A 15,486-nucleotide genomic window follows, 5' to 3' on the forward strand; every position below is an offset into this window, starting at 1 on the left:
GCAACTAGTTGCAGAAGAATCCGGGAGTGATGTCCGCTACTCGGTGGCAGGAGTCCCGAGCGGGCGCTTCAGGAGGAGCGGCGGGGGCCGGCCGCCTCGGCCGCGGTCCACGCGTCCAGATCCTCCGGCGTCCGGGGCTCAGCCGCGTCCGCGGCCAGCAGACCGTGGGCCCGCAGGACCCGGGCCGCCGACGTGCCCCAGGGCCGGCGCAGTCGGGCCGCGGCCAGCAGGTCGTCGTCCGCGAGGAGCTCGGCGACCGGGCCGGTGCGCAGCCCGGCGGGGGAGAGCACCGCCGCCTCGTCGGCCCAGCGCAGCGCCAGATCCACGTCGTGCGTGGCCATCACCACCGTCGTCCCCGCCTCCCGCAGCCGGGCGAGGGCGTCGAGCATCCGCTCCTGCCCGTGCGGGTCGAGCCCGGCCGTCGGCTCGTCCATGATCAGCACCCGGGGCCGCATCGCCACGGCGCCCGCGATCGCGGCCCGCTTCCGCTGCCCGTACGACAGCAGGTGCGTCGGCCGGTCCTCCAGGGCCACGATGTCCAGCGCCTCCAGGGCCTCCCGCACCCGGAGCAGCACCTCCTCCTCCGGCAGCCCCAGGTTCGTCGGACCGAACGACACGTCCTGGCCGACCGAGGCCGCGAACAGCTGGTCGTCCGGATCCTGCACGACCAGCTGCACGGCGGTCCGCAGCCGGGTCAGCCCCTTCCGGTCGTACGCCACCTCGGCCCCGTCCAGGAGCAGCGACCCGCTCCCGCACCGCAGCCCCCCGCTGAGGAGCCGCAGCAGCGTCGTCTTGCCGCTGCCGTTGCGGCCGAGGAGCGCGATCGCGCGCCCCTCCGCCACCGAGAAGTCCACGCCCGACAGGACCGCGGGCCCGTCCTCGTAGGCGAAACCCGCCTTCACCAGCTCCACGACGGGGTGCGTCGGCGTCGGAGACGTCACGGAAGGAACCTTTCCAGTACGCGGGTGAGGGCGACGAGCCCCGCCAAGAGCACGCCCGTCGCCGTGAGGAACCGCCGGGAGACCGCGCGGGCCGGCACCAGGACCCGCAGCGTCCCGTCGTAACCGCGCCCGGCGAGCCCCGACTGCAGGCGCTGCGCCCGGTCGAAGGCCCGGACGAACGTCGTCGCGCCGAGCCCCGCGAGCGAACGCCAGGTCGCGGCCCGGGTGGTGTGCCCGAGCCGGGCCGCCTGGGCCTGCCGGATCTTCGCCAGCGAGTCGAGCAGCAGGAAGATGATCCGGTACATCACGAGCGCCACGTCCACCACGGGCGCCGGGACGCCCGCCCGGACGAGCCGGGGCAGCACGTCGGACACCGGCGTCGTGAAGGCGAAGAGCAGCACCCCCAGCGAGGCCGAGGCGGTCCGCAGCAGCAGCTCGCCCGCGTGCACGGGACCGTCGGGCGCGAGGGCCACGAGCCCGCGCGCGCCGCCCACCTCGAAGAGCAGCGGAACGGCCCCCGTGACGCAGAAGCCGAGCGGGATGCGGAACGCCCGCCACAGCTGACGGCCCGGCACGCCGGCCGGGCCGAGCAGCACCGCGAGCGTGGCCGCCGCCACGAGCACGGCGCCCGGCCACGGCGGCAGGGACACGGCGCACAGCGTCAGGCCGAAGCCGAGGGCGGCCTTCTCCACGGGGTGGCGGCGGCGCCAGCGACTGCTGTGCGCCGCCGCGTCGATCGGCAGCATCGGCGCTACGCGCCCGTACCGTCGAACGGAACGGAACCGGTACCGGTCTCGGGGGCCTCCACCCCACCGGCGCCGGGCCCCGGCCAGCCGCTCGCGGCACCGTGACCGGCGGCACCGGCGGCACGGGGTCCCGCACCGGCGCCCGGCGCGCCGGACCGGGCGCCGGCACCCGGGGTACCGGGGCCGGGCCCACTCCCCGCCGGATCGGGATCGCCGCCCCCGACGGAATCGCCGCCCCCGACGGAATCGCCGCTCCCGACGGGACCGGCTTCCTCCGCCGGGTCCTTCGTCCCCGCCGCCTCGGCGGCCGCCGAGGCCTCGGCGCGGGCCGCGCCCTGGCGGCGGCCGCGCCGCAGACCGAAGTAGTACGCCAGGACACCGGCGCCGATCGCCGCCTGGAGGGCGAAGAGCGCCGACTCGATCTCGCCGGACGGCGGCTCGTACAGCGGGCTGAACCACGGCTCGTAGTCCGGCTGGAGCTCAGTGATCGCGGTCTCCGCCTCGCCGTCGGACCCGCTGAACGGCTGCTCCTTGTGGTCGCCGAGGCCCAGCGCGAGCGGCAGGACCGCGAGCGCGGCGACGAGGAGGAGCAGCAGCGTGTTGATCTTCGCGTTCCGGCTCATCGCGCGGCCGCCTCCTCGTGCCGCTCCGCCCGCGGCCCGCCGAGGACGCCGAGGCGCGTCAGCTCGCCCTTGCTGGACTGGCTGAGCAGCCGCATCACGAGCACCGTGAGCAGGCCCTCGCTCACCGCCAGGGGGATCTGGGTCACGGCGAAGATCCCGCCGAACTTGGCCAGCGCGCCGGGCACGCCGCTGCCGGGGTCGGGGAAAGCCAGGGCCAGCTGCACGCTGGTGACGCAGTACGTGGACAGGTCGGCGACGAACGCGCCGAAGAAGACGGCCACCATCAGGGGCGCGCCGGACCGCCGCAGCAGCCGGTACGTCCCGTACCCCGCCCAGGGGCCGGCGATCGCCATGGAGAAGGCGTTCGCGCCGAGCGTGGTCAGTCCGCCGTGCGCGAGCAACAGGGCCTGGAAGAGCAGGGTGATCGTCCCGAGGACCACCATGATCGGCGGCCGGAACAGGATGGCGCCGAGCCCCGTGCCGGTCGGATGCGAACAACTGCCGGTGACCGACGGCAGCTTGAGTGCCGACAGGACGAAGGTGAAGGCACCGGAGGCGCCGAGCAGCAGGGTGGATTCGGGGTTCGACCGCACCTCGCGGGTCAGCGCGCGCACCCCGTGGACGACGAACGGGGCGGCCGCGACGCCCCAGGCGGCGGCGTGCACAGGGGGCAGATACCCCTCGGCTATATGCATGATCGGGAGACCCTCTCCAGCACCTCGTGGATGGACAACGCACCCTGGCCGGTCTCCTGGCTGACGGTCATACGGTCCGACTCCGCCTTCCCACACCGCCGCGGTCTCCCACGACGGTCCAGTGGCTTCCCCGAGGTGTTCCCCCCGGGGGTGGAGCCGGACCTCCCGATCACAGTGGCGAGGGCCGCACCGGTACCGCACCGGTTTCCCGTACACCAAGGCCCTGCGACATTAGTGTGTTGACCTGCTGGATCACAACACGGCCACCACGCGGCGCGTCCTCCCGGTCACTCCACGCGCTCGCCGTCGCGCCCTCACTCCTTGCGGTAGGCGTACGCCTCCGAGGCCGCCGCCGCCACCGCGTCGAGATCCCCGCCGGCGCTCGCCGTCACCAGCGCGGCGACCGCGCCCTCGACGAACGGCGCGTCCACCAGGCGGGAGCCCTCGGGCAGTTCGTCGCCCTCGGCGAGCAGCGCCTTCACGGTGAGGACCGCGCTGCCCAGGTCGACGAGGAGCGCGATCCCGGCCCCTCGGTCGACGGCCTTCGCGGCCTCGCAGATCAGTTCGGAGCTGGTTCCGAGGCCACCGTCCGGCGTCCCGCCCGCGGGCAGGACCGGCGCGAGGTCACCACCGCCCGCGAGGCCACGGGCCAGCTCGGCGACCGCCGTGGCGACCGCCGCGCTGTGCGAGACGAGCACGATGCCGACGGGGGCCGGGCCCGATCCGGCCGAGGCCGGACCCGCCGGGACCGAATGCACCGGCTTCGGCCCCGCCGGGCCCGGGGATCCCGCGTCTCCGGTCGTCGCCGGGCTCATCGCGCGCCCTCCGCTCGCGCGGTGTCGGCGAGGGCCGCGAAGAGCAGCGCCGACGAGGTCGCCCCCGGATCCTGGTGCCCGACCGACCGCTCCCCGAGGTAACTGGCCCTGCCCTTGCGGGCCTGGAGGGGCACGGTCGCGAGGGCACCCTCCTCGGCGGCGGCGCGGGCCGCCTCGTACGAGCTCCGCAGTCCTTCCACGCCCGGCACGAGCGCGTCCAGCATCGTCTTGTCGCCCACCTGGGCACCGCCCAACTGCGACACGGCGGTCACGCCGGCGCCGAACGCCTCCGCCAACCGCTCCCGGGTGACCTCCCCGTCCTCGCCCAGGGTCTTCCCGGCGCGCCGCAGCAGCGTCCCGTACAGCGGCCCCGAAGCGCCGCCGACGGTGGAGATGAGCTGCCGTCCGGCGGCGGTGAGCACCGCGCCCGGGCTCGCGGGCGGCTCCTTCGCCAGGGTCTCCGTCACGGCGGCGAACCCCCGCTTCAGATTGGCCCCGTGGTCGGCGTCGCCGATGGCCGAGTCCAGCTCGGTGAGCCGGTCCGCCTCCCGGTCGACGTCCTCGGCCACCGCGGCCAGCCAGCGCACCAGGAACCCGGCGCCGAAGGTCTCCGCCATATCGCTCCCCATTCCCATCCCGGGGCTCACCGGCCCCAGCGCAGCGCGGGCGTCCGCACCGGCGCGTCCCACAGGCGCAGCAGCTCCTCGTCGACCTCGCACAGCGTCACCGAGCACCCCGCCATGTCGAGCGAGGTCACGTAGTTCCCGACCAGTGTCCGGGCCACCGGCACCTTCCGCTCGGCGAGCACCCGCTGCACCTCGGCGTTGAACCCGTACAGCTCCAGGAGCGGTGTCCCGCCCATCCCGTTCACCAGGGCGATGACCGGCCCGGACGGCCGCAGGTCCTCCACGACGGCGTCGACGGCGAAGTCCGCGATCTCCCCCGAGGTCATCATGGCCCGCCGCTCCCGGCCGGGCTCGCCGTGGATGCCGATCCCCAACTCCAGCTCCCCTTCCGGCAGGTCGAAGGTGGGACCGCCCTTGGCGGGGGTCGTGCAGGCGCTCAGGGCCACCCCGAAGGACCGGGACCGTTCGTTCACCCGGCGGGCGATCGACTCCACCCGCTCCAGCGGGGCGCCCTCCTCGGCGGCCGCGCCCGCGATCTTCTCCACGAACAGCGTGCCGCCGGTGCCGCGCCGGCCCGCCGTGTACAGGCTGTCCGTCACCGCCACGTCGTCGTCGACGAGGACCTTGGCGACCTGGATGCCCTCGTCCTCGGCGAGCTCCGCCGCCATCTCGAAGTTCAGCACGTCACCGGTGTAGTTCTTGACGACGAACAGCACCCCGGCGCCGCTGTCGACCGCGGCGGCGGCCCGCACCATCTGGTCGGGCACGGGCGAGGTGAACACCTCGCCGGGACACGCGGCCGCCAGCATCCCGGGCCCCACGAACCCCCCGTGCAGCGGCTCGTGCCCGGACCCGCCGCCGGACACCAGCGCCACCTGCCCCGCCACCGGCGCGTCCCGCCGCATCACCACGCGCCGCTCCACGTCCACGGTCAGCTCGGGATGCGCCGCGGCCATCCCCCGCAGCGCGTCGGCGACGACGGTCTCCGGAACGTTGATCAACATCCTCACGGATACCTCCTGGTGAGACTGGCAGGCATATGGCTGAGCAGGCTTTTCGCAGGTCAGAGCAGGCGCGGGGGGTTATTGATCTTGGCGGTTCATGGCGCTCCGGAGCGGTTCCGTGCGGTACTGATGCTGATCTGTTGCTGACTTTCCCGACTGCCCATCAGGAAAGGCTCGCGGTGGATGCTCTTTGCGTCTGTGCATGATGACGCAATTATCGGTGCAGGGGTGCGGCCGCGCACCGGTGCGTCGGCGGTCGGAACCGGTCCGCAGCACGTACACGACGTCGGCGGGCTCACGCGGCCGGGAACGTCTAAAGCGTGTTGCGGAAGGCTGCGAAGCGGGCATTTCCCCTGTATGCGTGGGGTGCTGAGGGCTGGGTCGTTGTGGGTGGAGACGTTCACGGGCCTGCGGATGCGGCAGCTCGCGCCGCTGTTCGGGGTCTCGCCGGCGACGGTGTGCCGGGTCATCCAGCGGCTGCGGCCGCTGCTCGCGATCGAGCCGGCCATCCGCCCCACCGACGCGGTGGACCGGTTGCGGATCGTGGACGGCACCCTGATCCCGGTCCGCGACCGGAAGACCGGCGCGCCCTCGCGCACCTACCGGTTCTCGGCGAACGTGCAGGTCATCATCGACGCCGACACGAAACTCGTGGTCGCGGCGGCCCGGCCGGTGCCCGGCGCCACCGCGGACGCGAAGGCCTGGCGGGACTCCGGCCTGGCCGCCGTCTGCGAGGGCGTGACGGTGCCGGCCGACGGGGCCTGCGTCAACGCCGGGCTTGTGGTCCCGCACCGCAAACGGCCGGGCAGGGCCCTGCGCCGGGCGAGGAGGAGGACAACGCCGAACACCGTAAGGTCCGGGCCCGGGTCGAGCACGCCTTCGCCCGCATGAAGCACTACAAGATCCTCCGCGACTGCCGTCGGCGCGGCCACGGTCTCCACCACGCGGTCCAGGCCGTCGCCCACCTGCGCAATCTCGCCCTCGCCGCATGACCAGACCGGCCGCAAAACCGGCTCTGACCTGCCCGGACACGACCTTCCGCAACACGCTTCAGGCGAGGCCAGGGCTTCCAGTCACGGCCGAGGAAAAGCGACTGCCGAGCAGTTGACGCGGCCCCGACGCCGGCACGGGAATCGGGGCGAGCCACCTGACGCGTCACGACGGACACTGAAACGGTCAGTCGTTCAGCTCCCTGTCGAAGTCCTTCGCGCACGCGTTCCGCTCGGCCTGCGTGCCGGCGTGTTCGACACAGTCGTCGAAGTTCTTGAACTCGTCCGAGCCGAGGATCGAGGCGCCGATGGCGAGGATCACGGCGGAGGCGAGCGCCGCCAGCACGCCGAGAATCGCCCCGATGAGGGACATTCTGCTGTGTGGACCGCCGCCACGACGAGCCTTGCGAGCGCCGATGACGCCGAAGACCAAGGCAAGGAGGCCGAGCACGATGCCACCGAAGACGGTCCAGAAGAGAAGGATCGCCGCGATGCCGAGAACGAGCGAAGCGGTCGCCAGACCGTTGCCCCGCTTCACACTCGTGGCCGAGGCGGTCTGCGCGGAGTCGTTCGACCTCGTGGAGTGGTCGGAGAAGGACACGCCATCACACTCATCTCTGTTGTCGTTCCATGGAGTTGTCTTCGGCCGTCTGCCCGCGAGTCGACGACGAATGCGTTGTCGGCCGACCTTGTCGACGGGGCACCGAGCGCAACGTCCTCACGGCCACGAGGGATGCGCTCGTATGGGAAGGGGCCGTCTCGGCGGAAAGCGGGCGGCTGATCGAATACGAAGAAATCGCCGCCACGCCTCCGGATCCGGCGCACGTCGCGGCGCATCCGCTCCGAGATGACGATGGTTGGCTTGTGGCGGCGCATCCATACGGGTGACCTGCGTGTCAGTTCAGCGGCACCAGCGCGTGAATGGTCTTTCCCCCAGGTGCAGGTGTGATGGTGAGCTCTTTGCTGAGGCGCCGGACGATCAGCAAGCCGAGTCCGCCGGGACGCGGGGCTCTCATGCCGGAGAGAGCGGCGGTGACGGTGGGCCAGGCCCGATTGCGGTCTGTGACCGTGATCCAGAGACCCTCGTCGGCGAGAAGCAGTTTGAAGGCGCGGACACCGCCGCCATGCCGGTTGGCGTTGGTGACCAGCTCTGTGGCCACCAGAAGCGCATCGGCGAGGACGACGTCCTCGTTCACCGTCGGCCGCTCACGGCAGAACCGCTCGTCGAGGAATCTGCGCACCTTGTCGCGAGTCGTTGCCGCTGTCAGGACATCCCCCTCCTCCCAGTCCTCCTTTCGGGTAGTGGTCGTTTCATTGATTGCCATGGCGAGAACCTCCTGATCAGCGGCTTACATCTGTATTGCTCACATTTGCCCGCCAAGGCCGGTTGCACGCTGTGTTGCCTTCTGGTGCGTTCTCGACGAGTGCGCCCGGGCGCGAAGGACCTTCTTGCTTCGACGGGATGCACCTGGGTGCGCGAGCCATGCCGGCGCGCTGCTTCGGCGTGCCCGTACCGTCGTGCAGCCCGTGCAGCCCGTGCAGCCCGTGCAGCCCGTGCAGCCCGTGCAGCCCGTACAGCCCGTGCAGCCCGTGCAGTCAGGCCGTCCGGCGGTTGATCACCGGAGAAGCGTGGAGCGGCGCACGTGTGCCTGACGGACAGGGCAGCCACGCTTCACGGCCGCAGGATGCGGCTTCCGCACGTGAACCATCAGAAGTGGTTCGGACCGCCGCCCTCTCCTGAACCGACTCTCTTCACGGCGGAGTCCTCCGTTCGGATGAGATCCATGAAGGTGTCCTGGCGGTAGGAAGCGTCCGCCCCGTCGATTGGAGCGTCGGGGGAGACGAAGGTGGAGGCGTTGGCGGCGATCCTGGCTTCTGTGACCTCTTCCTCCGAGAGGTCCGCCCGGGCGGCGAGCTCTCATCTGGGGGCGCGCCCCAGACGGCTGCGGGTTCGTCGGTGGCCTTGACCGGTTCACCCCGGGCTTCCTGCGGCCCTCGCGATGGACGCCTCGTACCCCGGGAGTCGAGGCTTATGGGCATCCGACCGCAGGAAGATCCCCGCAACCGGGAAGCGGTGGCCCGGGCCACCGCTTTCTCCGGTACTCGTGACGGGATAGGCTGCCTCATATTTGTCGTACGGCAATGATTGCCGACGAGGGGGGCGGCCTGTTCAGGCCGCATCGGCGTCCGGCTCTCGGCGGGACTCCTGGCAGCGTTCAATGAGGAATGGTCATGGCTGAGACGACGGTCGACAACGCGCGTGTCCCCCGGACGCGCGCGCGGGGTGCGGGCAAGGTGGGGGAGCCGGAGCTGCGGCAGCTGCTCGCCGGACTGACAGCAGTGCGCGACGGTGATTTCGGCACACGCCTGCCGGACGAGGCGGACGGCCTGCTCGGCGAGATCGCCACGGTGTTCAACGGCATGGTCGACCAGCTCTCCCTCTTCACCTCCGAGGTGACCCGCGTCGCACGTGAGGTCGGCACGGAAGGCACCCTGGGCGGACAGGCCGAGGTGCCCGGTGTCTCCGGCACCTGGGCCGACCTGACCGACTCGGTGAACGCCATGGCCGGCAACCTCACCACCCAGGTCCGTGACATCGCGCAGGTCGCCACCGCGGTCGCCAGGGGCGACCTGTCACAGAAGATCGACGTGGACGCCCGCGGGGAGATCCTGGAGCTGAAGAAGACCATCAACACGATGGTCGACCAGCTGTCCGCGTTCGCCGACGAGGTGACCCGTGTGGCCCGTGAGGTGGGCACCGAAGGCAACCTCGGGGGCCAGGCCGACGTGAAGGGCGTCTCGGGCACCTGGCGGGACCTGACCGACTCGGTCAACTCCATGGCGGGCAATCTGACCGCCCAGGTCCGTAACATCGCCCAGGTCACCACGGCGGTGGCGCAGGGTGATCTGTCGCAGAAGATCACGGTCACGGCGCGGGGCGAGATCCTGGAGCTGAAGGAGACCATCAACACGATGGTCGACCAGCTCTCGTCGTTCGCCGACGAGGTGACCCGTATGGCCCGTGAGGTGGGCACCGAGGGAATCCTCGGGGGCCAGGCCGATGTGAAGGGTGTGTCGGGCACCTGGCGGGACCTGACCGACTCGGTCAACTCCATGGCGGGCAATCTGACCGCCCAGGTGCGTTCCATCGCCCAGGTCGCCACGGCGGTGGCGCAGGGTGATCTGTCGCAGAAGATCAAGGTCACGGCGCGGGGCGAGATCCTGGAGCTGAAGGAGACCATCAACACGATGGTCGACCAGCTGTCCGCGTTCGCCGACGAGGTGACCCGTGTGGCCCGTGAGGTGGGCACCGAAGGCAACCTCGGGGGCCAGGCCACCGTCCGAGGTGCATCCGGTACGTGGAAGGACCTCACGGACAACGTCAACGTGATGGCGTCCAACCTGACCGGGCAGGTGCGCTCCATCGCCCAGGTCGCCACGGCGGTGGCGCGCGGCGATCTGTCACGGAAGATCACGGTCGAGGCCAAGGGCGAGGTCGCGGCACTCGCCGCGGTGATCAACACCATGGTGGACACGCTCTCGGCGTTCGCGGACGAGGTGACCCGCGTCGCCCGTGAGGTCGGCACCGAGGGGCGCCTCGGCGGTCAGGCCCGGGTGCCGAACGTGGCCGGCACCTGGAAGGACCTCACCGACAACGTCAACTCCATGGCGAACAACCTGACCGGCCAGGTCCGGAACATCGCCCTCGTCACCACCGCCGTCGCCAACGGCGACCTCTCCAAGAAGATCGACGTCGATGCCCGGGGTGAGATCCTGGAGCTGAAGATGACCATCAACACGATGGTCGACCAGCTGTCCTCGTTCGCGGCCGAGGTGACCCGCGTGGCCCGGGAGGTCGGCAGCGAGGGCCGGCTCGGGGGACAGGCCGAGGTGGAGGGCGTCTCCGGCACCTGGAAGCGGCTGACCGAGAACGTCAACGAACTGGCCGGGAACCTCACCCGTCAGGTTCGCGCCATCGCCGAGGTCGCCAGCGCCGTCGCCGAGGGCGACCTGACCCGCTCGATCACCGTCGACGCCTCCGGTGAAGTGGCGGAACTCAAGGACAACATCAACGCGATGGTCGGCTCGCTGCGCGAGACGACGCGGGCCAACCAGGAACAGGACTGGCTGAAGTCCAGCCTCGCCCTGATTTCCGGCCTGATGCAGGGCCACCGCGACCTGGCCGTCGTCGCCGAACTCGTCATGGACGAGCTGACCCCGCTCGTGGCCGCCCAGTACGGCGCGTTCTACCTGGCCGAGGACACTTCCGAGGGCACCGAGCTGCGACTCGTCGGTTCCTACGGCCGCCCCACCGACATCACGGGCCACGACCGCTTCAAGCTGGGGGAGTCCCTGGTAGGCCAGGCCGCCCGCAGCCGGCGCACCATCGCGGTCGAGAACGTCCCCGTCGACTACATCGGCATCTCCTCGGGCCTCGGCCGCGTGGCACCGGGCAGCCTCATCGTGGTGCCCATCGTGGTGGACGATCAGGTCCTCGGCGCCATCGAGCTGGGCTCCTTCACCGCTTTCACGCCCGTGCACCGGGACTTCCTGGAACAGCTCATGGAGACGGTGGGCGTCAACGTCAACACCATCGTCGCCAACGCCCGTACCGACGAACTCCTGGACGAGTCCCAGCGACTGGCCGGAGAACTCCAGGCCCGCTCCGAAGAGCTGCAGGTCCAAAAGCAGGAACTGCAGCGCTCCAACGCCGAGCTGGAGGAGAAGGCGGCCCTGCTCGCGGCCCAGAACAGCGACATCGAGGGCAAGAACCTGGAGATCGAGCAGGCCCGGCAGGAACTCGAGGACCGCGCCCAGCAGCTCTCACTGGCCTCGAAGTACAAGTCCGAGTTCCTGGCCAACATGAGCCACGAACTGCGCACCCCGCTCAACAGCCTCCTGATCCTGGCCCAGCTGCTGGCCCAGAACCCCACGCGCAACCTCACCGCCAAGCAGGTGGAGTACGCCGGCATCATCCACTCGGCCGGATCGGACCTGCTGCAGCTGATCAACGACATCCTCGACCTGTCCAAGGTGGAGGCCGGGAAGATGGACATCAACCCCGAGCGCGTCGCCCTGCGGCAGCTCCTGGACTATGTCGAAGCCACCTTCCAGCCCATGACGACCCAGAAGAGCCTCGCCTTCACGATCACCACCGCCCCGGGCGTCCCGGCGGATCTGGTCACCGACGACTCCCGGCTCCGGCAGGTGCTGCGGAACCTGCTGTCCAACGCCGTCAAGTTCACCGAAGAGGGCAGCGTGGAGCTGCGTATCGAGCGAGCCGACGAAGTGACCTTGCCGGCTCCGGTCCACCGTGACGGCCCCGTGCTGGCGTTCCGGGTCAAGGACACCGGTATCGGTATCGCCGAGCAGCACCTTGAGGCCATCTTCGGAGCCTTCCAGCAGGCGGATGGGACCACGAGCCGCAAGTACGGCGGCACGGGCCTCGGCCTGTCCATCAGTCGAGAGATCGCGCACCTGCTCGGCGGCGCACTGACCGCCGAGAGCACTCCCGGCCAGGGCAGCACCTTCACCCTCTACCTTCCCTGTACCCGCCCCGGTTTTCAGCCCGAGACCGACCGGACCACCTCTGAGGAGGCCGGCGCGGCAAAGCCCCCGACAGTGGAGGAGCCGTCCGAGAGCCGCCGATCCGTCCATGCGGAGATCGAGCTGCGTAAGCCCCGCCGACTGCTCGTCATCGAGGAGCGCCCGCGGGGACTGCTCTCCCTCGTCGCCGAAAGCGCCGTCGCCGAGCTCGCCGGCAGCCACGACCGCGACCCCATCGAACTCGTGGCCGTGGTCGGACCCCAGGAAGCCGCCGGCGCCCTGGCGACCGCACCCGTTCACTGCGTGGTGCTCGAACTCGACAGTGCCGACAGCGACGCCATGCACTTCCTCGACGCGATGCACGGTGATGCCGCGCTGCGCAGCGTTCCCGTCCTCGCCCACAACAACCGACGCCTCGACGCCGCATTCGAATCGACCTTGCAGGAGCGAGCCCGCAAGCGTCCCCTGGAACTGCTCTCCAGCCTGGACGAACTGCGCGAGCGGATCGCCCTGCACCTCTCTGCTGATCAGCCAGGCGACGTCGTGCCCCTGCTCCGTGTCGAGGAAGCACTTCCACAGGCCTCCCAGGCCGTGGACGGCTCCCTGCACGGCCGGACCGTCCTCGTCGTCGACGACGACGCCCGCAACCTCTACGCCCTCACCGGCATCCTGGAATTGCACGGCATCCGGGTCATCCACGCGGAGAACGGTCGCAAGGCCATCGAGGCACTCGCCAGCCACCCGGGCGTCGATCTGATCCTTATGGACGTCATGATGCCGGAGATGGACGGCTACACCGCGACCGCAGAGATCCGGCGGATGCCTGACCACGCCGAGCTGCCCATCATCACCGTCACCGCCAAGGCCATGCCGGGCGATCGCGAGAAGAGCCTCGCCTCGGGCGCGAGCGACTACGTGACCAAGCCCCTCGACGCCGACGATCTCATCGCTTGTGTCCGTCGTTGGTTGAACCCGCAGCAGGACGCGCGGGTGATGTCATGACCGACTTGGAAAACCTCGGAGATCCAGAGACGGCCGAGGGCAGGGAAGCGGACCTCAGCGACGCTGGACCCGCGCACGGAACGGGTCGCACGACGGTCCAGTTCGATGCCGCCGACGCCCCGGCCGCCAACGCCCTGCCAGGGCAGAGGGAGTCCACGGTCGGCCGCCTGGCGGCAACCGTGGAACGACTGCGCGCGGAAGTACGCGCAGCGCACGCAGCCGCGGAAGGCCGAGCGCTGATCGAGCTCGCCAAGGGGGTGATGATCGAACGGCTCGGCTGCGGGCCGGCCCGCGCAGCACGCCAGCTGACCGAATTGGCGCAGCAAGCAGGACTGTCCCCGCTCGAACTGGCCGCTGACATCGTCAATCAGGCAGCTCGCGATCAGTTCGCCACGGTGGCGGAGGAATTCGTCCGGCACGCGAACGGAGAAGAGGGCGACTCGGCATCGTCCGTCGCCGTCCGACTGCGCACCGCCGAGAGCGCCGCGCTCGCCGCGAGCGACACCCAGGCCGTCGCTGAATCTCTCCTGGAACATGCTCTCGCCCCACTGGGAGCGACCGCCGTGGCCGTATGGGCAGCAGGTCTGGAAGCGTCTCTCACTCTCTGCGGCCATGCCGGATTCAGCGCGGACGAGGCGAATCGCTGGCGATACGTCCCGCCGGGCGTCGCGACCGTGGCCCGGCGGGCTCTCGACGAGCGGCGCATCGTACGGATCGAGTCCCTCTCCACAGCGGGCCTGCCCACCATCGGCCGTTCCCAGTCCCTGGGCGGCGGTCGTCTGGCAGTGCCTGCCGGGACCGGAGGCCGTATCCACGGAGTCCTGGAGATCTGCTGGCCCGAGGCGCTCACACCCCACCCGCCGGCCGTCACCCGACAGATCGAAGCCCTCGCCGAGCTGAGCGCCCACACGCTGGAGAACCTGCCGCTCTCCGAAGGGATCTCGACCAGCACCCGGCGGGCGGCCGACGTATCGGAGCTCGTCGACCTCTCCGAAGCCCTGTACGACCCCGCTCTCGTCCTCACACCTCAACTCGACAGCGACGGCCATCTCGCGGACTTCCGCATCCGCCACGCCAACAGCCGCTTCCTCGATCCCGCCGGGCGCTCCCGAAGCGCCGTCCACGGTGCTCTGCTCCTGGAGGCCTATCCGGCGGCCGCCGGCGACAGCGAACTTTTCGAGAAGATCGAACGCGTCTACGCCACCGGAGAGCCCTTCCGCGCCCAGCGCACGACGCTCACCGCCCTGGTGGACCAGGTCCCCCTGGCCACCGTCGCCGACCTCAGCATCAGCCGGCACGCCGACAGCGTGCTGCTCATCTGGCGCATCGAGGACGAGACGGTACGGCTGGCCAGCCTCCTCCAGCACGCGCAGCGTCTGGGGCGCATCGGCGGCTTCGAAGAAAATTTCGTCACCGGGGAGATCACCTGGAACGGGCAGCTCTTTGCCCTCTACGACCGGGCGGTCACCGACAAACCGGTCTCCCTCCATGACCTGGCCGAGCACGCGCACGCCGACGATGCCGTGGTCATCGGCCGCTTCCTCCAGACGGTGCTGCACCACCGCCGTGCCACGTCGACATCCTTCCGTCTGCAACGGCCCAACGGGGTCACCCGCCACATCCGGGTCATCGCCGAGCCGGTCCTCGACGCCGACGACCGGCTCCTCGCCGTCCGCGGTGCATACCAGGACATCTCGTCCCAGCACTGGACCGAGGTCGCCCTCGCAGCCACCCGGGACCAACTCGCACAGACCGAGCAAGAGTCAGCGGAGCGCAACCGGCTGGCCCTGCAGCTCCAGCACGCCATCATGCCCCCGACCCGCGCTCCTCTCGACGCGCCGGGCCTGGACGTCGCCGTGCGCTACCGGCCCGCCGAGGCGGAGTCCCTCGTCGGCGGCGACTGGTACGACGCCGTCGTCCTTCCGTCCAAGCGCGTACTGCTGTGCGTCGGCGACATCGCCGGTCACGGCATAGAGGCGGCGACCGGCATGGTCGTCCTGCGCAACGCCATGCGAGGCCTTGCCGTCACCGGAGCCGGTCCGGGCCAGCTGCTGTCCTGGCTCAACATCGTGGCGCACCACCTCAGCGAACAGGTCACCGCCACTGCTGTGTGCGGCGTGTACGACCCCGAGACCCGTGTCCTGCGTTGGGCCAGGGCCGGCCATCTGCCCCCAGTCCTGATCCGCGGGTCGGAGGCCAGCACCCTTCCGCTACTCGGCGGGCTGCTTCTGGGCGCTCTTCCCGAGGCGGAGTACGAGGAGGGAGAGGTGCAGCTCGAACTGAGCGACACGCTGCTGATGTACACCGACGGCCTCGTGGAGCGCAGGGACACGTCAGTTCAGGTCTCCCTGTCCCAGCTACTCGCCGCGGCACAGGACCCGGCCTCCTCACTGGAGCGCCGGCTCGACCAGCTGCTGCTGCACAGCAAGTCGGACACCGACGACGACACCTGCCTCATCGGCATCAAGGTTTCGTGAAGCGAGGAGTGAACCGCGGCA

Annotated in this window: 11 protein-coding genes, 1 pseudogene and 1 riboswitch; of the genes and pseudogenes, 3 read left to right on the plus strand and 9 right to left on the minus strand. The window is 70.6% G+C overall.

Annotation, left to right across the window (positions count from 1 at the left end; all coding sequences use genetic code 11):
• Nucleotides 1-68: 68 nt before the first annotated feature.
• The 7 genes from K7G60_RS16710 to dhaK form a co-directional block, all read right to left on the minus strand.
• Nucleotides 69-941, minus strand: coding sequence for an ATP-binding cassette domain-containing protein (locus K7G60_RS16710; RefSeq protein ID WP_225801705.1), 873 nt, complete (start codon nucleotides 939-941; stop codon nucleotides 69-71).
• Nucleotides 938-1,687, minus strand: coding sequence for a cobalt ECF transporter T component CbiQ (gene cbiQ, locus K7G60_RS16715; RefSeq protein ID WP_225801706.1), 750 nt, complete (start codon nucleotides 1,685-1,687; stop codon nucleotides 938-940). Before cbiQ ends, K7G60_RS16710 begins: the two co-directional genes overlap by 4 nt.
• Before the next feature lie 5 nt (nucleotides 1,688-1,692).
• On the minus strand, nucleotides 1,693-2,310 hold the full coding sequence (locus K7G60_RS39410) for an energy-coupling factor ABC transporter substrate-binding protein (protein ID WP_374115637.1): 618 nt from the start codon (nucleotides 2,308-2,310) through the stop codon (nucleotides 1,693-1,695).
• Nucleotides 2,307-3,005 carry an energy-coupling factor ABC transporter permease gene (locus tag K7G60_RS16725; protein WP_225801707.1) on the minus strand — a complete coding sequence of 233 codons (699 nt, stop codon included), beginning with the start codon at nucleotides 3,003-3,005 and terminating at the stop codon, nucleotides 2,307-2,309. The genes K7G60_RS39410 and K7G60_RS16725 overlap by 4 nt, the downstream gene beginning before the upstream one ends.
• Before the next feature lie 28 nt (nucleotides 3,006-3,033).
• Nucleotides 3,034-3,240: riboswitch (cobalamin riboswitch) on the minus strand.
• A 79-nt stretch (nucleotides 3,241-3,319) separates the two neighbouring features.
• Entirely contained in the window at nucleotides 3,320-3,703 is a 384-nt protein-coding gene (locus K7G60_RS16730) for a PTS fructose transporter subunit IIA (protein ID WP_308081321.1), read from the minus strand.
• 113 nt (nucleotides 3,704-3,816) lie between these two features.
• The gene (dhaL, locus tag K7G60_RS16735) at nucleotides 3,817-4,437 is read right to left on the minus strand and encodes a dihydroxyacetone kinase subunit DhaL (protein ID WP_225801708.1); all 621 of its coding nucleotides are present in this window, start codon (nucleotides 4,435-4,437) and stop codon (nucleotides 3,817-3,819) included.
• A gap of 26 nt (nucleotides 4,438-4,463) precedes the next feature.
• Entirely contained in the window at nucleotides 4,464-5,456 is a 993-nt protein-coding gene (dhaK, locus tag K7G60_RS16740) for a dihydroxyacetone kinase subunit DhaK (RefSeq protein WP_225801709.1), read from the minus strand.
• A gap of 351 nt (nucleotides 5,457-5,807) precedes the next feature.
• On the opposite strand from dhaK, the pseudogene K7G60_RS16745 reads away from it, so the two are divergent.
• Nucleotides 5,808-6,442, plus strand: a pseudogene (locus K7G60_RS16745) (transposase family protein).
• Between the two features lie 184 nt (nucleotides 6,443-6,626).
• Here the strand turns inward: K7G60_RS16745 and K7G60_RS16750 are convergent.
• Both K7G60_RS16750 and K7G60_RS16755 read right to left on the minus strand, forming a co-directional pair.
• Nucleotides 6,627-6,977 (minus strand): DUF4190 domain-containing protein, encoded by a 351-nt coding sequence (locus K7G60_RS16750; RefSeq protein ID WP_225801710.1) that lies wholly within the window; start codon nucleotides 6,975-6,977, stop codon nucleotides 6,627-6,629.
• A gap of 358 nt (nucleotides 6,978-7,335) precedes the next feature.
• Entirely contained in the window at nucleotides 7,336-7,764 is a 429-nt protein-coding gene (locus K7G60_RS16755) for an ATP-binding protein (RefSeq protein ID WP_225801711.1), read from the minus strand.
• A gap of 907 nt (nucleotides 7,765-8,671) precedes the next feature.
• Between K7G60_RS16755 and K7G60_RS16760 the strand changes: the two genes are divergently transcribed.
• Both K7G60_RS16760 and K7G60_RS16765 read left to right on the plus strand, forming a co-directional pair.
• On the plus strand, nucleotides 8,672-12,988 hold the full coding sequence (locus K7G60_RS16760) for a HAMP domain-containing protein (protein WP_225801712.1): 4,317 nt from the start codon (nucleotides 8,672-8,674) through the stop codon (nucleotides 12,986-12,988).
• Entirely contained in the window at nucleotides 12,985-15,465 is a 2,481-nt protein-coding gene (locus K7G60_RS16765) for a SpoIIE family protein phosphatase (RefSeq protein WP_225801713.1), read from the plus strand. Before K7G60_RS16760 ends, K7G60_RS16765 begins: the two co-directional genes overlap by 4 nt.
• The last annotated feature ends 21 nt before the right edge of the window (nucleotides 15,466-15,486 follow it).

The organism is Streptomyces sp. NK15101, assembly GCF_020400725.1.
Lineage (GTDB): Bacteria > Actinomycetota > Actinomycetes > Streptomycetales > Streptomycetaceae > Streptomyces.